The sequence below is a fragment of the Nocardioides allogilvus genome, assembly GCF_003047285.1.
Taxonomy (GTDB): domain Bacteria; phylum Actinomycetota; class Actinomycetes; order Propionibacteriales; family Nocardioidaceae; genus Nocardioides; species Nocardioides allogilvus.
In genome coordinates this window covers 456,762-476,617 of the sequence record NZ_PZYX01000001.1, presented here as the reverse complement: position 1 = coordinate 476,617, position 19,856 = coordinate 456,762, and the positions used below count along the sequence as shown (strand labels likewise).

General features: G+C 70.3%; 16 protein-coding genes and 1 tRNA gene. 8 read left to right on the top strand and 9 right to left on the bottom strand.

The window, feature by feature from the left end; translation table 11 throughout:
* Positions 1-6: 6 nt before the first annotated feature.
* Positions 7-1,236, bottom strand: a complete 1,230-nt coding sequence (locus C9J87_RS02310; RefSeq protein WP_107704613.1) for a class I SAM-dependent methyltransferase — start codon at positions 1,234-1,236, stop codon at positions 7-9.
* 121 nt (positions 1,237-1,357) lie between these two features.
* Positions 1,358-2,191, bottom strand: coding sequence for a glycosyltransferase family 2 protein (locus C9J87_RS02305; protein WP_107704612.1), 834 nt, complete (start codon positions 2,189-2,191; stop codon positions 1,358-1,360).
* A 130-nt stretch (positions 2,192-2,321) separates the two neighbouring features.
* Here C9J87_RS02305 and C9J87_RS02300 point away from each other — a divergent pair, with 130 nt between their 5' ends.
* Complete coding sequence (locus C9J87_RS02300; protein WP_157953095.1) at positions 2,322-3,341, top strand: hypothetical protein; 1,020 nt, start codon at positions 2,322-2,324, stop codon at positions 3,339-3,341.
* 16 nt (positions 3,342-3,357) lie between these two features.
* On the opposite strand, the gene C9J87_RS02295 is transcribed toward C9J87_RS02300, so the two are convergent.
* On the bottom strand, positions 3,358-4,074 hold the full coding sequence (locus tag C9J87_RS02295; RefSeq protein ID WP_107704610.1) for a class I SAM-dependent DNA methyltransferase: 717 nt from the start codon (positions 4,072-4,074) through the stop codon (positions 3,358-3,360).
* A gap of 165 nt (positions 4,075-4,239) precedes the next feature.
* Here C9J87_RS02295 and C9J87_RS02290 point away from each other — a divergent pair, with 165 nt between their 5' ends.
* The gene (locus tag C9J87_RS02290; protein WP_107704609.1) at positions 4,240-5,364 is read left to right on the top strand and encodes a glycosyltransferase family protein; all 1,125 of its coding nucleotides are present in this window, start codon (positions 4,240-4,242) and stop codon (positions 5,362-5,364) included.
* 6 nt (positions 5,365-5,370) lie between these two features.
* Here C9J87_RS02290 and pth read toward each other — a convergent pair whose 3' ends face one another.
* The 4 genes from pth to glmU all read right to left on the bottom strand — a co-directional run bounded on the left by pth (position 5,371) and on the right by glmU (position 9,455).
* On the bottom strand, positions 5,371-5,961 hold the full coding sequence (gene pth / locus C9J87_RS02285) for an aminoacyl-tRNA hydrolase (RefSeq protein ID WP_107704608.1): 591 nt from the start codon (positions 5,959-5,961) through the stop codon (positions 5,371-5,373).
* A 92-nt stretch (positions 5,962-6,053) separates the two neighbouring features.
* On the bottom strand, positions 6,054-6,725 hold the full coding sequence (locus tag C9J87_RS02280) for a 50S ribosomal protein L25/general stress protein Ctc (protein WP_010834028.1): 672 nt from the start codon (positions 6,723-6,725) through the stop codon (positions 6,054-6,056).
* A 232-nt stretch (positions 6,726-6,957) separates the two neighbouring features.
* Complete coding sequence (locus tag C9J87_RS02275; protein WP_010834029.1) at positions 6,958-7,974, bottom strand: ribose-phosphate diphosphokinase; 1,017 nt, start codon at positions 7,972-7,974, stop codon at positions 6,958-6,960.
* 2 nt (positions 7,975-7,976) lie between these two features.
* On the bottom strand, positions 7,977-9,455 hold the full coding sequence (glmU, locus tag C9J87_RS02270; RefSeq protein ID WP_010834030.1) for a bifunctional UDP-N-acetylglucosamine diphosphorylase/glucosamine-1-phosphate N-acetyltransferase GlmU: 1,479 nt from the start codon (positions 9,453-9,455) through the stop codon (positions 7,977-7,979).
* Positions 9,456-9,671: 216 nt separating this feature from the next.
* On the opposite strand from glmU, the gene C9J87_RS02265 reads away from it, so the two are divergent.
* The 4 genes from C9J87_RS02265 (at position 9,672) to C9J87_RS02250 (ending at position 14,913) form a co-directional block, all read left to right on the top strand.
* On the top strand, positions 9,672-10,349 hold the full coding sequence (locus C9J87_RS02265; protein WP_107704607.1) for an esterase/lipase family protein: 678 nt from the start codon (positions 9,672-9,674) through the stop codon (positions 10,347-10,349).
* Positions 10,350-10,449: 100 nt separating this feature from the next.
* Positions 10,450-11,553, top strand: coding sequence for an MBL fold metallo-hydrolase (locus tag C9J87_RS02260; RefSeq protein ID WP_107704606.1), 1,104 nt, complete (start codon positions 10,450-10,452; stop codon positions 11,551-11,553).
* Positions 11,554-11,562: 9 nt separating this feature from the next.
* Complete coding sequence (locus C9J87_RS02255) at positions 11,563-12,831, top strand: helix-turn-helix domain-containing protein (RefSeq protein ID WP_107704605.1); 1,269 nt, start codon at positions 11,563-11,565, stop codon at positions 12,829-12,831.
* Positions 12,832-12,909: 78 nt separating this feature from the next.
* The gene (locus tag C9J87_RS02250; RefSeq protein ID WP_107704604.1) at positions 12,910-14,913 is read left to right on the top strand and encodes a fatty acid desaturase; all 2,004 of its coding nucleotides are present in this window, start codon (positions 12,910-12,912) and stop codon (positions 14,911-14,913) included.
* Between the two features lie 125 nt (positions 14,914-15,038).
* On the opposite strand, the gene C9J87_RS02245 is transcribed toward C9J87_RS02250, so the two are convergent.
* Positions 15,039-16,442, bottom strand: coding sequence for a calcium-binding protein (locus C9J87_RS02245; protein ID WP_198652224.1), 1,404 nt, complete (start codon positions 16,440-16,442; stop codon positions 15,039-15,041).
* A gap of 348 nt (positions 16,443-16,790) precedes the next feature.
* Here C9J87_RS02245 and C9J87_RS02240 point away from each other — a divergent pair, with 348 nt between their 5' ends.
* Positions 16,791-18,227: a glycoside hydrolase family 16 protein gene (locus C9J87_RS02240; protein WP_107704602.1), complete on the top strand. Its 1,437-nt coding sequence runs from the start codon at positions 16,791-16,793 to the stop codon at positions 18,225-18,227.
* A gap of 265 nt (positions 18,228-18,492) precedes the next feature.
* Positions 18,493-19,509: a matrixin family metalloprotease gene (locus tag C9J87_RS19570; RefSeq protein WP_157953094.1), complete on the top strand. Its 1,017-nt coding sequence runs from the start codon at positions 18,493-18,495 to the stop codon at positions 19,507-19,509.
* A 223-nt stretch (positions 19,510-19,732) separates the two neighbouring features.
* On the opposite strand, the gene C9J87_RS02230 is transcribed toward C9J87_RS19570, so the two are convergent.
* Positions 19,733-19,811, bottom strand: a tRNA-Gln gene (locus tag C9J87_RS02230).
* Positions 19,812-19,856: the final 45 nt, after the last annotated feature.

Sequence of the window (19,856 nt, the reverse complement as noted above, 5' to 3'; positions counted from 1 at the left end):
CGGTGCTCAGAACGTCTCGAGGTGCGGCAGCGCCACCACCAGCTCGGCGCCCCACGCACGCGTGTGCGCGAGCTGTGCGGTGATCTCGGCCCGCAGGTTCCACGGCATGATCACGATCGTGTCCGGCCGTTCCTCGACCAGCCGCTCCACGGGGCTGATCGGGATGTGGGTCCCCGGCAGGAACCGGCCGTGCTTGTGGGGACTGCGGTCGACCGCGAAGGAGATGAGGTCCGAGCGGATGCCGCAGTGGTTGAGCAGGGTGTTGCCCTTCCCGGGGGCGCCGTAGGCCGCGACCTTCTTGCCCGCGCGCCGGCACTCGACGAGGAACTCGACGAAGTCGTCGCGCACCCGGCTCACCTGCTCCGCGAACCCCGCATGCCCCTCGACGGTGTCCAGGCCGGCCGCGGCCTCGTCCGCGAGCACCCGCGCGACGCTCGCGCTCGGCGTCCCCGCGCGCTCGGTCGGGGTCGACCAGGTCCGCAGCGATCCGCCGTGGCTGGCGAGCTCCTGCACGTCGACCACGGTCAGTCCGGCCGTGGCCAGCACGCGCTGCGTCGTCAGCAGGGACAGGTACGAGTAGTGCTCGTGGTAGATCGTGTCGTACTCGTTGCCCTCGATCAGCCGCAGCAGGTGCGGGATCTCGATGCTCACGTGCCCGTCGCCGGCGACGAGCTCGCGCAGGCCCTTGCTGAAGTCGACGATGTCGGGGACGTGCGCGAACACGTTGTTGGCGACGACCAGGTCCGCCCGGCCGTGGATGTCCGCGACCTTGCGTCCGGTCTCCTCGCCCAGGAACATCACCTCCGTCGGCACGCCCCGCGCGATCGCGGCGTCCGCGACGTTCGCGGCCGGCTCGATGCCCAGCGAGCGGATGCCCTTGGCGATGCTGTGCTGCAAGAGGTAGCCGTCGTTGCTCGCCACCTCGACGACGAAGGACTCCGCTCCGAGTCCGAGCCTGCTCGCCGCCAGGTCGACGAAGTCGCGTGCGTGCCGGACCCACGAGTCGGAGTAGGACGAGAAGTAGGCGTAGTCGCTGAAGATGTCCTCCGCCGCGATGTAGGCCGGCAGCTGGACCAGCAGGCACCCCGCGCAGATCCGGACGTGCAACGGGTAGAAGGTCTCGCCCCGGTCGAGCTGGTCGGCCGCCAGGTAGCTCTCGCACGGCGGTGACATGCCGAGATCGACAAACGTGTGGTCCAGCTCCGCTGAGCAGAGACGGCACTGCGGTGCGCTCACGAACTTCCCCCTCGTGTGGGCAGATCCTGCCGGTGATGGCGCCACCGTGCCTGCCGAGGAAGGCCCGCCGCCGAGGGTCGGCCCTAGAGTCGCCAGAAGTGGGTACGGCGATCTGCGGCGCCTACCGAGGGTGCGGTGGCTCCGGCTCCTCGGTCCCCCACCGGGTGTAGTAGCTGTCCGGATTGACGACGTAGCGCACCGTCGTCTCCGGCACGTGCACCGTCCGCAGCCGCCGGCTCAGGCGCCAGGCGAGCTCCCAGTCCTCCTTGGGCAGGGTCGCCGACGACCGGGCCAGACGGCTGAACCGCACACCCCTCCCCCGACGTACGACGATGCTGTTGGTGTCGACGAAGGACTCCTCGGCGAGCGCCCTGCGGTCGAAGGGCCGAGACAGCACGTCGAGCCGGCTGCCGTCGGGGCGCACGCGCTCGACGCCCGTGTAGACGAGGTCGGCACCTCGTTCCAGGGCATCGACACACACGGCGAGGTGGTGGGGCTGCCACTCGTTGTCGTCGTCGAGGAAGGCGAGGAAGGTCGAGCCGGACAGCGCGATGCCGACGTTGCGCACGACACCGGCCACACCGGTGTTGTGGGTGAGCGAGACCGCCACGAGGCGCTCGTCGGCGGGCAGCGGCGGGAGTCCGGCACCGTCGTCGACCACGACCACGACGTGGTCGCGCACCGTCTGGGCCAGGGCGCTGTGCACGGCGCGGACGAGCGACTCCGGCCTGTTGCAGGTCGCGATCACGGTGGTGACCAGAGCCGGCGGCACGACCACCGTCGTGCCCAGCCGCTGCGCCTCGCGGCGCTCAGTGCGCATCGCCCGCACCGCACCCGGCCACCCCACCGCCTTGTTCCGGGCCTCGAACAACGGCCAGATCCCGAACGTACGGCGCAGCCCGGCGCGCACGGCGAGCACCGCTCGACCTCGCGACCTGGGCTGCCCGGGCTCCATGTGCGGCACGCTACCGCCGACCCGGCCGTCCCTGGGGCGATCGGTCGTCGCCGTACGACCCATCCCCAAAATGGAACGCATTTGCTTCATGGGGCACCGGGCTCCGCGGAGCGCGGCTCATCATGCGTCCATGACGACAGCCTTGACCCACACCAGCGGCCCGGTCGTGCCCGGGACACTCCGCGCAGGTGACCGGGTGCGACTGCGACCGCTGGCCGACATCCTGGCGACGCTCGACGAGACGGGGTCGTTCGAGGGTGTGCCGTTCATGCGGGAGATGACGGCCTACGCCGGTCGCACCATGACGGTCTACCGGCGGCTCGAGAAGATCTGCGACTACCTGGGCGAGGAGTCCCGGAGCCGGCGGATGAACGACGCCGTGCTGCTAAAGGAGACGCGCTGCGACGGATCCGGCCACGGCGGCTGCCAGGCGGAGTGCCGCATCTTCTGGAAGGAGGTCTGGCTCGAGCGCGCGACCGGGCCCGATCCGGTTCCCGAGGAGCTGCGGGCGGTGCCGGGCGCGCTCCTGCCGCTCCTCGAAGTCGGCTCGCACCGCACGGATCCCGACCTCGGTGAGGTGTTCCGCTGCCAGGCGACGGAGGCGACGCGCGCGACGACGCCGCTGCCGGAGAAGGCGATCGGGCAGTACGTCCGCGAGGTCCGCGTCGGCAACATCGGAGTCCCGGAGCTGGTGCGGGTGGGCTCGAGCGCCCTGGTGACCAAGCTGGCCAGGAAGGCGGGGCTGCGCCCCTACCTGCCCCTCGAGGTCGCGGGCGACCAGCGCGTCGACGGCGAGAAGCTCGGCCTCCAGCCCGGTGAATGGGTGCGGGTGCGCACGAAGGAGGAGATCGGCAGGACCCTCAACGCGGGTGCCGCCCACCGGGGGCTGATGTTCACCCACGAGATGGCGCAGTACTGCGGCCAGTCCTTCCGGGTCCGCAGCCGGGTCGAGCGACTGCTCAACGAGACCACGGGCGAGATGCTGCACATGAAGCAGGAGTGCATCGCGCTCGAGGACGTGATCTGCAAGGGGCACTTCACGTCAGGGGCCTGGTTCTGCGCCCGCGAGCACCTGCCGCTGTGGCGTGAGGACTGGCTCGAGCGGGCGGAGGCCCCTGCGGGCACGGTCTGCCCGGGCTCACCCCTCTGACGCGGTTCCGGACGGCTCAGGCCTTCTCGAAGCGGTCGACCCGATAGGTCCGTCCCGCCCCGAACTCCGTCCGCTCGGCGAGTACGTGCGTGAGCGTGGTGTGGGCGACGACGACGTCGTGGGCCTCGTCGCCGTTGAGGACGCTGCCCATGCGCGGGACGTAGTGGACCGCGACGAACGCGCCGCCGGCGGCGAGGCAGGCCTCGATGCGGGTGACGCAGCGCTTCAGCTCCTCGACCGACAGGTAGTACAGGACGTCGGAGGCGACGACGAGGTCGAACGTCTCGTCGGGGAACTCGGCCGGGATCGTCATCGCCGCGGCACGGACGTTCGGCTGGTCCTGCAGCCGCCGGGCGACCTGGTCGACGGCCGCCTGCGACACATCGAGGGCGAGCACCTCGCTCGCGCGCGTTGCCAGGATCTCGGTGAAGGACCCCACCGCGCAGCCGAGCTCGAGGACGCGTCCCAGCGGGCCGTCGCCGCAGAGCGCGAGCGTCCTGTCGAACTTCAGCCGCTCCTCCGGGTTGCGGTCGAAGCCGAAGGGATCGCCCTCGTCGAAGAAGTGGTCGAAGAAGCCTGGCCGCATCTCGGGCGGCACCAGTCGTGCCGGCAGGGCGGACGCCACCCGGTCGCGCCATCTGTCGGGTACGGCGAAGATCATCGCCTCACGCCCGCGGATCAGCGCCTGTCGTGACCGGCGGGCAGCAGCCCGGGTCGGGGGGAAACTGTCCATCTCGAGTCCTCTGCTCCTTCGCACCCTCGTCCGCGATGTTCCCGAGCCCCGTCATGATCGATCGTCGCGACGATGAGGTCGCGCTGCTCACGCCGCTTTCACCAGTCTTGGGAATGCCTGGCGCATCCGGCTCCCCCGGTCGCGGGCCGGTCCTAGGCTGCGCGGATGGACGCATCTGCGCGTGTCGTCGTCGCTTCCCGGCGCTCTGTCGAGCAGCAGGTCTGGCACGCGTCCACCTATGAGCTCGAGGACGTCATCGCCGACGTCGACGACGTCGACTGGTGCCTGCCGCGTCCGGGACGAGGGGGTCCGGCGGGCCGGCTCACCCGCGGCGCCCTCAACCGCGCGGGGCGCGTGGTCGGGCGCGACCGCCGGGCAGTGATGTCGGGCCCGGCCGGTCCGCCCCGCGAGGCCGAGCTGTTCTTCACCGTCTTCGCCGACGCCAACGAGATCGGGATGCTGCCGCACCTCGCGCCGCAGGTGCAGGCTGCCTCGAAGCGGGTGGCATGGATCGTCGAGCTCTGGAGCGCCCAGGTGCCGGGCGTCGCCGACTACCTCCGCCAGCTGCGCGGCTTCGACCACGTGATCGTGTCCAACCAGGGCGTCGTGGACGCCGTCGCCGACCTCACGGGCGTTCCGTGCTCCTACCTCCCGACTGCCGTCGACATGCTGCGCTACGCGCCGCCCGGGCCCGCCGAGCCGAGCCGCAGCGTCGACGTCGTCAGCTACGGCAGGCGCCTGACCGGCACCCACGCCCCGCTCCTGGCGGCCCTGCGCGAGGGCTCGCTGTTCTACCACTACGACACCGTCCGCGGCCCCTGGGAGGTCACCGGCCACGCGGAGCACCGGACGGCCCAGGCGGCGCTGCTGCAGCGGGCCCGGTTCTCGGTCGTCTACAAGATCAACGACGAGCCGGGCCGGCTGGCCCGGACCGGCGGCGAGGAGTCCCTCACCACCCGCTACTTCGAGGCACAGGGCGCGGGCGCCCTCATCCTCGGCACCGCGCCCGACAGCCCGGAGTGGGCCGACGCCTTCCCCTGGACCGACGCGATCTTCCCCGTCCCGGCCCCGGCCCCACACGTCGTGGACGTGATCGAGGAGCTCGACCGCGACCCCGAGCGGCTGGCGCGGGCGCGGCACGCCGCCGTCACCACGTCCCTGCGTCGACACGACTGGGCCCACCGGTGGCGGGACGTCCTCGACGCGGTCGGACTGGCTCCGGGTCCTCGCCTCGCCGAGCGGATCGCACAGCTCGAGGCGCGCGCCCGGGCCTGGGACGCCCTGGCCTGAGCCGGGTCAGGAGTTGAAGCGCTGCTGCGTCTTCTCCAGGCCGTCGGTCATCAGCGACTCGACGGCGTCGGCCGCATCCATGACCTGGAAGGGCAGCTCCTTCTTCTCGACCGTGCTGTAGTTGGACAGCACGAAGTCGGCGACGTCCTGGCGACCGGGCGGGCGGCCGATGCCGGCCCGCACCCGGTAGAAGTCACCGGTGCCGAGGCTGCCGCGCATCGAGCGCAGCCCGTTGTGGCCGTTGTCGCCGCCCCCGAGCTTGACCCGGAGCGTGTTGAACGCGATGTCGAGCTCGTCGTGGATGGCGATGATGCGCTCCGGCGGCACCTTGTAGAACGTCGCGAGCGCCTTCACCGGGCCGCCGGACTCGTTCATGTAGCCGCGCGGGCGCGCCAGCACGACCCGCGGACCGGGCGTGCCGGGCGGGGCCAGGCGTCCCTCCACGACATCGGCGCGACCCGTCTTGTGGGCGCGCCACCCGCTGCCCATCCGGGAGGCCAGCTCGTCGGTCACGAGGTAGCCCACGTTGTGGCGGTGTCCGGCATAGGCCGGCCCGGGGTTGCCCAGGCCGACGACCAGCCACACGTCATCACTCATGTGCTCATCCTTCCAGCCCGGAACGCTCCGGCTGAAATGCGACCGCGCCGCACCGGGAGACCCGATGCGGCGCAGCCAGTTGAACAGGTGGATCACTCCGAAGCGTCGCCCTCGGCGGCAGCCTCGCCGGCGTCCTCGCCGGTCTCGGACTCGGGAGCGTCGTGCTCGATGCCGGCCTCGGCCTCGGCCTCGGCGAGCTCGGCCTCGAGGGCCTCGGCGGAGATCTGTCCGGTGACGTTGACGAGAAGGAGGTCCTCGTCGGCGGCCAGCGTCGTGCCCGCGGGCAGGACGAGGTCCTTCGCGTGGATCTGCGTGCCGGCCGGGGCCTTGTGGATCGAGACCTCGAAGAACTCGGGGATGTGCGTGGCCTCGGCCTCGACCTGGATCGTGTTGTTCTCGGTGACGACCAGGGTGTCGGGGGCGGGGTCGCCGACGACGTGGATGGCGACGTCGACCACGACGCGCTCGCCACGGATGACGGTGACGAAGTCGATGTGCTCGATGAGGCGGCGCAGCGGGTCGACCTGGACCTGCTTGGTCAGGGCGAGGTGCTCGGTGCCGTCGAAGTCGAGGGCGAGCAGCGCGTTGGCGCCACCGTTCTTGAGCGCCATCATCGTCTGGTGACCCGGCAGGGTGACGTGGAGGGGCTCGGCGCCGTGGCCGTAGATGACCCCGGGGATCTTGTTGTCGCGACGGATGCGGCGGGCAGCGCCCTTGCCGAACTCGGTGCGGGTCTCCGCGGTGATCTTCTCGGTCTCAGACATGTGGGTCTCCTTGATTTCGTACGACGTGTGGTGGGCCTGCGCCGGAAACGTCAAACGCCACGCTCCGGATCGTGAGCGCGGCGTTGTTCAAGGGCCGGCCCTGTCGATCACGGAGTCCCTGGGTCTGACGGGCTCCCTCGCCGAGGCAACCTGAGAAGACTACCTGCGTTCTCGGGCGTGGCGCGAATCCGCGGAGGACGACGCAGCCAGGGCGCGTCCGTGGCTTCGATGGTCAGGCGTGACCGTCGAACATGCTCGTGACCGAACCGTCCTCGAACACCTCGCGGATGGCCCGGGCGATCAGCGGCGCGATGGAGAGCGTGGTGAGCTTGTCGAACTGCTTGTCCTCGGGCACCGGCAGTGTGTTGGTGATGACCACTTCCACGGCCGAGGAGTTCTTGAGGCGATCGACGGCCGGATCGCTGAGGATCGGGTGGGTCGCGGCAATGACCACGCCGGCGGCACCGGCGGCGACGCACGCGTCGGCCGCCTTCACGATCGTGCCACCGGTGTCGATCATGTCGTCGGTGAGGACGCAGATCTTGCCGTTCACGTCACCGACGACGCGGTTGGCCACGACCTCGTTGGCGACGTCGGTCCGGCGGGTCTTGTGGATGAAGGCCAGCGGCACGCCACCGAGGCGGGCCGACCAGCGCTCGGCGACCTTGATCCGGCCGGCGTCCGGCGAGACGACGGCGAGCTCCTGGTCGCCGTACTTCTCGCGCACGTAGTCAGCCAGGATCGGCAGCGCCATCAGGTGGTCGACGGGGCCGTCGAAGAAGCCCTGGATCTGGTCGGCGTGCAGGTCGACCGTGATCAGCCGGTCGGCACCGGCGGTCTTGAAGAGGTCGGCGACGAGACGGGCCGAGATCGGCTCGCGGCCGCGGTGCTTCTTGTCCTGGCGGGCATAGCCGTAGAACGGCATGACGACGGTGATCCGCTTGGCCGAGGCCCGCTTCAGCGCGTCGACCATGAGCAGGTGCTCCATGATCCACTCGTTGATCGGCGACGTGTGGCTCTGGATGACGAAGGCGTCACACCCGCGGACGGACTCCTCGTAGCGGACGTAGATCTCGCCGTTGGCGAACTCGTAGGCCGACTGCGGCACCAGCGGTTGGCCGAGCAGGACGGAGACCTCGTCGGCGAGCTGGGGGTGAGCCCGGCCGCTGAAGATCATGAGGTTCTTCTCGGTGGTCTTCTTCAAACCGCTCACGCGCTGCGACTCCTCGATCGGGGGGTGGAGTGCCATCGTCAGGATTCTGGACTACCGGAGCCCTCGATCCCAACCGAGGACCCGGTGACGTGAGACACCTGCTGTTCACGTGCGCGTTCGGCCGCGTCTGCCTGGGCCGTGCCGGGCCGCCTGGCCTGCGCCCAGTCCTCCAGGTTGCGCTGCGGACCGCTGCTGACGGCGAGCGCCCCGGGGGGTACGTCGCGGCGGACCGTCGTGCCGCCCGCGGTGCCCGCGCCGTCGCCGATCGTGACCGGCGCGACGAAGGTGTTGTTCGACCCCGTACGCGCGTGCTTGCCCACGACCGTGCGGTGCTTGGCGACACCGTCGTAGTTGGCGAAGATCGTGCCGGCACCGATGTTGGTGCCCTCGCCGATCTCGGCGTCGCCGACGTAGGACAGGTGCGGCACCTTCGCGCCGTCGCCGATGTGGGAGTTCTTCGTCTCGACGAAGGCGCCGATCTTGCCCTTCACCCCCAGTTGGGAGCCGGGGCGGAGGTAGGAGAACGGCCCGACGACCGCCTGGTCGCCGATGACCGAGAGCTCGGCGTGGGTGCGCACGACCCGGGCGCCGGCGCCGATCTCGCAGTCCTTCAGCGTCGTGTCCGGCCCGATCACCGCGTCCTCGGCCACGACCGTCGCGCCCAGCAGCTGGGTGCCGGGCAGGATCGTGACGTCCTGGGCGAGCTGCACGTCGGCGTCGATCCACGTCGTTGCCGGGTCCATCACCGTCACGCCGTCGCGCATCCACTGCGTGACGATCCGATCGTTGAGCAGGCGGCCGAGCTCGGCGAGCTGGACGCGGTCGTTGGCGCCCTCGGTCTGCATGACGTCGTCGATGGGGTGGGCGCCGACGGTGAGGCCGGCGTCGCGGGCGAGCTGGACGGTGTCGGTGAGGTAGTACTCGCCCTTGTTGTTGTCGTTCTTGATCCGCGGCAGCGCGTCCAGCAGGAACTCCGCGTCGAAGGCCAGGATCCCCGAGTTGATCTCCGCGATCCGGCGCTGCTCGTCCGTGGCGTCCTTCTCCTCGACGATCGCCTCGACGTCACCTTCGGCGTTGCGGATGATCCGGCCGTAGCCGAACGGGTTGGCGACGATGCCGGACAGGATGCTGACCGCTCGCTGGGCCGCCTCGTGTTCCGCGGCGAACTCCCGCAGCGACTCCCCCCGCAGCAGCGGGGTGTCGCCGGCGGCGACGATCACGGTGCCACTCGTCGTACCGCAGGCCTCGATCGCGACCCGCACCGCGTGACCGGTGCCGTCCTGCGTCTCCTGCACGGCGAGCACGGCCCCCGGCACGAGCGACTGGATGTGCGGCCCGACCTGGTCGCGCTGGTGACCGACCACGGCCACGATGCGCTGCGGCTCCATCGCCTGCACGGCACTCAGCACGTGCCCGATCATCGAGCGCCCACCGATCGGGTGCAGCACCTTCATCGTCTTGGACTTCATGCGGGTGCCGCCGCCGGCGGCGAGCACGATCACGGTGAGGTTGTCCATGAGCGCAGTCTGCCAGCGTCCCGCGACCCGGCGTCGGCGCGGGCGTCGCCCGATGGCTACGGAACCGTAGGAACCCATTGACGGGCCCCTCCCCCGCCGATACGTTTCCGCAGCACAGAGGTGCGGTGGTCGGCGTCGGGGGACTGGGCAGGTTCGTCGGTGTCGCGCCCGCCTGCGGCGGAATCGCCGCCGCGGGAGTTCTGGGAGGAACAACCCGTGCGCACCAAGCGTCCACTCATCACCACCGTGCTGCTCGCAGCACTGACCACCCTCGCCACCGTGCTCGTGCCGACGCAGTCGGTCCAGGCAGCAGAGCGTCAGCCCATCGTGTTCGTGCACGGCTACATGGGCAGCGCCAGCAACTGGGACACCATGGTCAGCCGCTTCAAGGCTGACGGCTATGCCAGCTCCGAGCTGTTCGCGTGGCAGTACAACACCAGCCAGTCCAACGTCACGACCGCCAAGCAGCTGGCGACCTACATCGACTCGGTCCGCCAGCAGACCGGCTCCGCGACGGTCGACGTCGTCACCCACTCGATGGGCGGCCTGTCCTCGCGCTACTACCTGAAGAACCTCGGCGGCCAGCCGGAGGTCGACGACTGGGTGAGCCTCGGCGGCCCCAACCACGGCACCAGCAGCGCCAACTGGTGCTTCACCACCTCGTGCGGCGAGATGCGCGTCGGCTCGAGCTTCCTGACGTCGCTCAACTCCGGCGACGAGACGCCCGGCCCGGTCGCCTACGGCACCTTCTGGTCGTCGTGCGACGAGACGATCAACCCCGACAGCTCCGTCACGCTCTCGGGCGCGACCAACAAGCACGTCGGCTGCGTCGGCCACCTCGCGCTGCTCTCGGACCTGGCGACCTACCAGGGAGTGCGCGCCTTCGTCGCGTGAGCCTCGCGGGCCCGACTCCGACCGATCGCGGTCGGGGTCGGGCCCGTTCCACGTCACCGCGTTGACCCCTTGTCGTTGACAGCGGGAGAGGAGGACCACCTTGGTCACCATTGCTCGCCGTACGGCGCTGGCCGCGGCCGCAGCCCTGGCGCTGACGCCGCGATCCGCAGCGTTCGCACTCGACGGTCCGCGCCGGCATCCGCACGAGACGATCGCCGCTCGACGGCGGTTCTTCGGTCCCGCCAACGTCGATGCCCGCGGCCACCTGCGTCGCGACCGGGTGGTGCTGTCCTGGTTCGGCGTCAGCAACTTCGCGATGGCGATCGGTGGACGCGTCGTGCTGCTCGACGCCTGGGTCCCGCAGGGCACCTACTCCGGCTACGTCCCCGCCGACGTCGACGACCTGGTCGCGCTGCGGCCGTCACACGTGTTCATCGGCCACGGCCACTTCGACCACGCTGCAGATGCTCCGGCCATCGGCGCGGCCACCGGCGCGCTGGTCGTCGGCACCGCCGAGCACTGCGCGCAGGTCCACGCCCAGAGCGGCGGCGTGGCCCGGACCGCACCGGTGCTGCCGGTCGCCGCACCGGAGGGTGCGACGTCCTCCCTCACCTTCGGACCGGTGCGGGTCAACGTGGTCAAGCACGTCCACTCGGCCCCGGAGGCGCCCGCGAGCGGCGCCGACCCGCTGCTCCCCGCCCCCGACCTCATGGCGTGCCTCGAGCACCCGCCGACCGTGACCGACGTGCTCGACACGGTGCTCCACCAGGGCGACCAGGAGGGCGGGGCGCTGGCCTACCGGTTCCGGATCGGGGACTTCTCGCTCGTGTGGCACGACTCCAGCGGTCCCCTGCACTCCAAGGCGCCGACCGCGCGGCGCGTGCTGGGTCGGTGGCGCCGCCCGGACGTGCACCTCGGTTCCATCCAGGGCTTCGGGCAGTACACCAACGGTCTCCGCGATCCGATGTGGTACGTCGAGACGCTCCGTCCGCGCCTGTTCGTGCCCGGTCACCACGACAACTGGCTGCCACCCGCCTCGTCCCCGGCGAGCACCTACGAGTCCCGGCTGCGCGAGGCCCTCGCGGCCCTGCCTTCCGGGGCGCCGGAGCTGCGGATGCTGCGCGACCCCGACGACTACGTGAACCCCGACCGGCTCACCTTCGACCTCGGTCGGGCGGACCGTCGCCCGCGAGGGCCTCGCTAGTCTCCGGCCATGGATGCACGAGCGGCTGAGTCGGCAGGCCTGCCCGAGCCCGTGCTGAGCGAGCTGCGCCGCACGGCCGCCGGACTGCTGGCGGACGTGTCGTCGTACGCCGACGACATGCTCGAGCACATCCTCGACCGGATCCCCGAGGCCGGCGCCGACGACGACCTGCGAGGCCTGACGCTCGGGTCGTGCTCGTCCAACCTCGAGGCAGCGCTGTCGATGATCCGCCACGGCATCGACGCGAGCGCCGCGACGGCGCCGGTCACCGCCCTCGAGCACGCGCGCGCCATGGCGGCCCGCGGCTACAGCGTCGACGTCATGCTGCGCTTCTACCGGATCGGCCACGCCTACTTCACCGAGCGCATCCTGACCGGGGTCACCAGCTTCGTGCCCGACCCGGCGGTCGCCCTGGCCGTGGTGGCCGACCTGCAGCGCTTCGCCTTCGCCTACACCGACCGCATCTCCAGCGAGGTCGCCTCCGAGTACGTCGCCGAGCTGGACCGCATCCAGAACCGGGCCCGCGCCGCCCGCACCGACGCGGTCCGCGCCCTGATCGCCGGTGACCGGACGGACCTCGGCCAGGCCGAGCGCGTCCTGTCCCACCGGCTCACCGGCTGGCAGACCGGCTTCGTCTGCTGGACCGAGCGCGACGACACCGACCTCGCGCGCGTCGGAGCAACGGTCGGGGCCCACTTCGGAGCGCCGCACCCACTGCTCGTCCCCGACGGTGTCCAGGCGCTGTGGGGCTGGGTGTCGACCACGCAGGCTCCCGACCTGTCGCGGGAAGGCGTCGCGCGGCTGGCCGACCGACTCCCCCCGACGGTGCGGGTCTGCATCGGCACGCCGGCGCAGGGTCCCGGCGGGTTCCGCGACTCCCACGCGCAGGCGCTGCGCGGCCAGCGCATCGCCGAGCTCGCCGACCTCGCAGCCCCGGTCACGCCGTACGCCGAGATCGCCCTCGTGGACACGATGAGCGGCGACCTCGACCTCGCTCGCGGCTTCGTCGCGTCCGAGCTCGGTGCGCTCGCGGCCCAGGGGCGACGGGAGGAGGAGGAACGGCGGGCCGTACTGGCGGTGCTGGACGCCCAGGGTGGGCTGGCCGCCGCGGCCGAGGCGCTCGGCGTGCACCGCAACACCGTCCTGCAGCGCCTGCGCCGGGCCGAGGAACGCCGGGGTCGGCCCGCGACCGAGCGCGTCGCCGAGCTCCATGCCGCGCTGGCGATGGTTGAGATGCTCGGCCCTGTGGTGCTCGGTCCGGCACCCGCCCACCCCTGACCGGCATGTGCGGCCCGCACATGCAGGTGGGCCCGGCACCACTGGCGGGAGCCGTCCGCAGTTCCTAGGTTGCGGAGCATGTCAGCAACCACAGCCCGACCCACGGCCCCGCGGCACGCGCTTCCCGATCCCGGCGAGCGGGTCCCGTCGATCTCCTTGCCCATCGTCGCCATCTTCACCGGTGCCCTCACGGTCTTCACGCTGTCCACGTGGGCGGCACTGACCGACCGGCTCCCCACCCTGGCGACGGTCCTGCTCAGCGCAACCGCGATCTTCGTGCTGTTCACCGTGCTGCACGACGCCGCGCACTACTCCGTGAGCACCCGCCGCTGGGTCAACGTGGCCTTCGGCCGGGTCGCGATGTTCTTCGTGTCACCGCTGATCTCGTTCAAGTCGTTCGCGTTCATCCACATCGAGCACCACCGCAACACCAACGACGAGGACAACGACCCCGACCACTTCGTCAGCGGTGCGCCGCTCTGGCAGGTGCCCGTCCGCTTCGCCCTGATGGACGTGCCCTACCTCGCCTTCCTGGTGCGCAACGTGCGCCGTCGGCCACGGGCCGAGGTGCTGGAGACCGCGGCCCTGCTCGTGCTCAGCGGTGCCGTGATCGTCGCCTGCGCGGTGACCGGACACCTGTGGACGCTGGCCGTGGTCTACCTGATCCCCGAACGGGTCGCCATGTTCGTCCTGGCGTGGTGGTTCGACTGGCTGCCGCACCACGACCTCGAGGACACCCAGCAGGAGAACCGCTACCGCGCCACCCGCAACCGGGTCGGGTCCGAGTGGATCCTCACGCCCCTGCTCCTCTCCCAGAACTACCACCTCGTCCACCACCTGCACCCCTCGATCCCGTTCCACCGCTACGTCGCGGCCTGGCGGCGCAACGAGGAGGCCTACCTCGAGCGGGACGCCGCGATCGGCACCGTGTTCGGCCAGCAGCTCGACGCGGACGAGTACCGCGACTGGAAGCAACTCAACGGCAAGCTGGCCCGGCTCCTCCCGGTCCGCATGCCGAAGCGCTCGTCGGCCCACGCCGCGAAGCTGCACCCGGTCCGGGTCGCCGGCGTCGACCGGCTGACCGACGACAGCGTGCTGATCCGCTTCGACGTGCCCGACGAGCTGAGCGAGCAGTTCTCCTTCGAGCCCGGCCAGCACATCAGCGTCCGCACCGATCTCGGTGGCGAGGACGTCCGCCGCAACTACTCCATCTGCTCATCGGCCACCTCCGGCACGCTGGCGATCGCCGTCAAGCACATCCCCGGCGGCGCCTTCTCCACCTTCGCGATGGAGCAGCTCCGGGCCGGCGACAGCCTCGACCTGATGACGCCCACCGGTTCGTTCGGTACGGCGCTCGACCCCCTCGCCACGAAGAATTACGTCGCCGTCGTCGCGGGCAGCGGCATCACCCCGGTGCTGTCGATCCTGCAGACGACCCTCGCCGTCGAGACCGAGAGCCGCTTCACGCTGGTCTACGGCAACCGGGATGCCGACAGCACGATGTTCCGCGCGGAGCTGGACGACCTGGAGGCGCGCTATGCCGACCGGTTGCGGATCATCCACGTGCGCTCGCGCGACCCGCGGCACCCGGCAGACCTCCGTGGCCGGATCGACCGCCCGAGGCTGGAGGCGTGGCTCGCCTCCGACCTCGCCATGGCCGACGTCGATGAGTGGTTCCTGTGCGGCCCCGTCGAGATGGTGGGCGACCTGCACGGACTCCTCCTCGAGCACGGCGCCGAGCCGGACCGCGTGCACGTCGAGCTCTTCCACGGCTACCAGACGGCGTCGGTGACCGACGGCTTCGAGCCGGCCACGGTCTCCATCAGCCTGCGCGGAGGCCAGCACGAGGTCGAGCTGGACGCCGGGGACACCGTGCTCGAGTCGGCCCTGAAGGCCGGGTTGGATGCGCCGTACGCCTGCCTGGGCGGAGCCTGCGGCACCTGCCGCGCGAAGGTCGTGCTGGGCTCGGTCGCGATGGAGCAGAACTTCGCGCTGTCACCCGCCGTCGTGGAGGAGGGCTACGTGCTGACCTGCCAGTCCCGCCCGACCACACCGTCGGTCAGCGTCGACTACGACGCCTGAGACCTTGCTCCCCGGATCACCAGGCTGAACCAGGGTTCCTGCGTTGGTGGACGAGGCTAGGGCACCCGCTGCGACACCTGCGGTCGCGTCAGCCTGGTGGGCAGTCGTTGCCGCGCGCGACCTGCCTAGCGCCGTACCTCGCAGCCAGTGGTCTTCTCACCGTTCACGCATCGGTCGCGCCCACGACTGCCGTCGAGAGTGTCCCGCCCGCTGCCGCCGTCGAGGAGGTCCTTGCCGTAGCCGCCGGACAGGTTGTCGTTCCCGCCCCGGCCGTAGGCCCGCACCGAGAACGCGACGCGCCAAGCAGCGAAGGTGTCGACCCGGTTGCTTCCGATGAAGGTGAGGCCGGACGTCTTGCGTCCCTGACCGAGCACAGCCAGCGACTCCACTCCGGAGAGTCGCACGGAGGGCTTGTGCCCGGCGACGCTGATGCGACGCCTGGGCAGGTCGATGGTGATCCGTCCGGCAGGAACGCCCGGTGCAATACGGACGTACATGTTGTCCCGCCCGCTGCCGCCGTCGAGGACGTAGCGGCCCTGACGCGTGTAGGTGGCGTTGATACGGTCCTTCCCGGCACCTCCACGCACTGCCATGGACCCGGTCCCAGTCACGTAGATCTCGTCGCGGCCGTTCCCGCCATGCACTGACCCGCGCGCGTTGCTCTCGCCGTGCACCACGTCGTTCCCGGCCCCGGCGTTGATGACGTCCCCACCAGCAAAGCTGATGTGGTCGAGTCCGTCGCCTGCGTCGAGGATGTCTCCCGAGTCCACGGGTGGAGTGCCGTCGAGAGCGGTGCCGTTGAGCTCGCGCCTGGTGGGGGGTGCATCGACGTAGACCCAGTTGTCCCCGCCACCCGCGTCCACCCTGTCTGCCCCGGCTCCGGCCTCGATGTCGTTGGGCCCATCGGTGCCGATGAGATGGTCGTCGAACGCTGACCCGATCACACCGAAGTGCCCGTCTCCGACGATGGTGTCGTGTCCTTCACCAGCCGCCAGGCCGGTGGCGAGGTTGACCTTCACTCCGGTCGCCGAGTCCGCGTAGGACACCCGGTCCGGGGTCATGTAGGTGTAGCAGTCGCACAACCTGAGCGAGTCCAGGTCGACGCCGAGGTCGACGTGGTCGTTGCCCGGACCGGGGACGAGCAGGTCCCCCACGTAGGGAGAGTCGTCGTACTCGTAGTTCCGGTCGAGGCCGCCGAACAGTCGGTCGTCGCCCGCCCCGCCGATGAGATGGTCCTCGCCCCCGAACCCGCAGATGATGTCGTTGCCGCCCGCCCCGTCGATGGTGTCGAAGAACTCCGTCCCCACGATCACGTCGTCTCCGGGGGTGCCGACCACGGGGTCGGTCCGGTAGGACCCGGGGTTGGCCGTGACGACGATCGTGGCCGCGCGACCGTCACACGTCTCGCCTGCTGCCTGCGCGGGTGCCATCACGCTCAGCGCTCCGACGGCCGCGACGGGCAGGAGGAGGCCGGTCAGTCCGGTGAGAGCGGTCGTGGTCTTGCGCATCAGGCCTCCGTGGGCGGTCATTTCCGGGTGGTGACCCTCGTAGGACGCGGCAGGGTGATCAGTTGTTGCGACCGATGACCGGCCGCGCTGAGCTGCAACACCTTGCTCCCCGGGTAGGCGGGCGGCGCCTACACCAGTTTTGCCGACTCGTGGATGAATTGGCACGCACCACCCGATGTGGTGGCCCCGGGTTCCGATGGAGCCACTTTCCAGCGTGCGAAATGGCCCGACTGGCACGCACCGGGGGTCGGATCGGGCCATTACCCCACGGTACGAGCGATGGTCTGGTCCAGGGCGGCTTTACTCAGCCTGCCTGACTCGGGCGGCCATCGCGGGTCGTCCGAACTTCTCGGATGAGGTAACTGAATCGTGACCCGGCTGCGCGCCCTGCTTGCCTACTCGCTCGTCCTGGCGGCGGTAACACCGCTCGCCACCGCGTTGACAGTCACCACGACGGCACCTGCGGGAGCTGCCTACGGCCGGTTGCGTCCGCCGATGGTCGTCCCCGTCGCGGGGTCCGGCTTCGAGCTCACCGGGCACCTGGCTTCCAAGGTACGGCGCACCGTGAAGCTCCAGGAGCTCCGTGGCGGGCGCTACGTCACCATCGCAACCAAGAAGTCCACGCGGGTCGGAGACTTCGCCTTCAAGAACGTCGTCCTCGATGGGCCCACCAGCCTGCGCGTGCGCGCTCCTCGACACAAGGTCAACCCCAGGTCCCGGGGCCTGAAGTCCATCGTCACCAAGCCGGTGGACGTCGATGTCCACGGGCAGTCCTCCCAGCTGACGGCGCTCCCGCCGATTGCCCAGCAAGGGCCGACGCCCGCCGACCCCGTCGACGCCGCCCAGGTTGTGGCTCGCTTCAGCCCCGCGCGCCCCGGCCGTGTGGTCCACCTTGAGCGCCTCACCGGCGACCGGTGGGTCACCGTGCAGGCCGGCGCCCAGGACCCCGCGGGCACCGCAGTCTTCTCCGTCCCGGACACGGCCACCTACCGGGCGACCGCCATCTCCTCGGTCGAAGGCCTGGCACCCGAGACCACCAGCACCGTCGCGCCGCGCATCTGGAAGCCAATCTTCGAGGAGACGTTCTCGGGCACCGCGCTCAACACCGCCGTGTGGAGCGATCAGCCCCGCGAGAACAATCCCGACGGCCAACGCACCTGCGCTCGCGACGACTCCGCGACCCGCCACGTCTCCGGCGGCGTTCTGCATCTCGGTGTCGGCTACGACCAGACGCGGCCCGGCCAGTCGTGCGGGTACACCTCCGCCTACGGTTCCGGCTCGACTCCCTACCTGACCAACTCCCAGGTCGCCACCGAGACGTCGTTCGCGTTCAAGTACGGGTTCGCAGCCGCCCGGATGAAGCTTCAAAGGGGCAAGGGCATGCACTCGGGCTTCTGGATGCTGCCCGATTTCCTGCTCCTCCCGCCCTGTGACATCGAGGTCGACGTCATGGAGTTCTTCGGTGAGTCTCCCCGAGCGGCGAACGCGGTCGGTTCCTTCCTCCACGAGTGCACACCGGGCGGGCAGTTCACCAAGTACGGCGACGTGTTCAAGGAGACCGCGGCGATGAAGCCGGCCGGCGACACATGGTGGGACTCATTCCATGTGTTCTCGGTGGAGTGGACGCCGAGCGAGTACGTCTTCCGCGTCGACGGTGCCGAGTTCTACCGGGAGACCAGGGCGATCAGCCATGAGCCGGCCTTCCTCATCCTCTCGATGCTGACCTCGGACTACGAACTGCGACACCTGACACCTGACCGGATGAGCCAGACCGCCCAGGTCGACTGGGTCCGCGTCTACCAATAACGCCGACCGAACGAGCGGCCACGGCCGCATCTTCCCGGTGCCACGGCCGATGAGCGCCCGATGACCTCCCCCGTCCCGAGCTGGCCCCTGCCCCGGCCGGACCCCGAAAGAGACCCACACCATGAAGCTGTCCCCACTCGCCCGGCAATCCCTGAGTACGCTCGCGATCATCGCCCTTGTGTTGTCCCTGGGCACGATCGGCGCCGGCGTCGACCCCAAGGCCACGGCAACCGACTTGCGCGCGGACCCTGCACCATTCCGCACTGTGGAGTATCGGGACTCGATCCTGTCCACCGGGGCACGAGCAGCCCTCCCTGGCCGGGCGCGCGCGATCACCGCTTCTGCCCCCGACGTTGTGCACAGCGACGCCAGGATCCAGATCATCGGTGTCGTCAAGGCCCGGTCCCGAAGCATCGCCCGAGCGCGCCCGGTCCGTCTCCTCGAGGCCACGCCCCAAGGCTGGAGGCGGCTGGCCAAGCGCGCCAGCCTCCGCTCGGGATCCTTCCGCTTCACGATCTCGGCGGGCTCTACTCCCAGCGTGCGGACCTTCCAGGTGCGCGCTCCCCGCGCTCAGGGCCTGGCCGCGGCCAAGACAGGCAGGTTTCGTATCGAGGTAGCCGCCCCCGAGGTAGCCGCCCCCGAGGCAGTCGTGCCTGCACCCGAGCCGCCCCCAGACGACGAAGCCGACGTACCCCGCGGCAGTCCGGATGACTGGTCGTACCTCTTCGCGAACCGTGGCGGTGCACGGTGGAACCCTTGTGCGGCTATCCGCTGGGCCTACAACCCGAGCGGCGGCTACCCGGACGCGCAGGCGCACGTGCAGGAAGCGTTCGCGCGCATCGCGCAGCACACCGGCCTCACGTTCAGCTACGTGGGTGAGACGGAGCACGTGGAGAAGACGGGCACGGCATACCCGACCGATGTCGACATCGCGGTCGGTTGGGCCAACGAAGCCCAGGTCCCGGACCTCGCCGGCGGAGTCGTCGGCCTCGGAGGCGGGTCCGTCAAGGAGACCGCGCCCGGGAGCGACGTCGGCTACAGGTTCGTGCGCGGCTACGTCGTCCTGGACAACGGCCACAGCCTGAGGCAGGGCTACGACACCTCCGGCTCCACCACCTGGGGCCAAGTGATGCTGCACGAGCAGCTGCACGCTCTGGGACTCGGCCACGCGAAGGGGGCCGAGCAGGTCATGTTCGGCAGTTCGTCGTTCCTCAACCACAACTTCGGTGCCGGTGACCTCACCGGCATGGCGCGGGTGGGCGCGGATCAGGGCTGCCTCTGATCTGGACCTACTGGTGTAGGGAGAGCACCGCATACGGGATCACGTTCGTTTGGTAACAGCCCCGCAGCGGCGCCGAGCAAGCAAGCTCCTCACTGCGGACGCGCTTGCCAGTGGGTGAAAACTGATCACCGCTGGACATCACTCTGCCGACGTGCTCAGGAGCCAGCGGGCTGGCTCGGCTCGGTCCGGGTCGGCGCACACCGCGCTGACCTGCAACTACTTGCTCCCCGGGATGGAGTCGAACCATCGTCGCTAATCCTGATTCAAAGTCAGGCGGGCCCTGCCGGCAGACCAACCGGGGAATGTGGCGCCAAGCCTAAGGCCGCAGGATCCGTCATACGAACCTG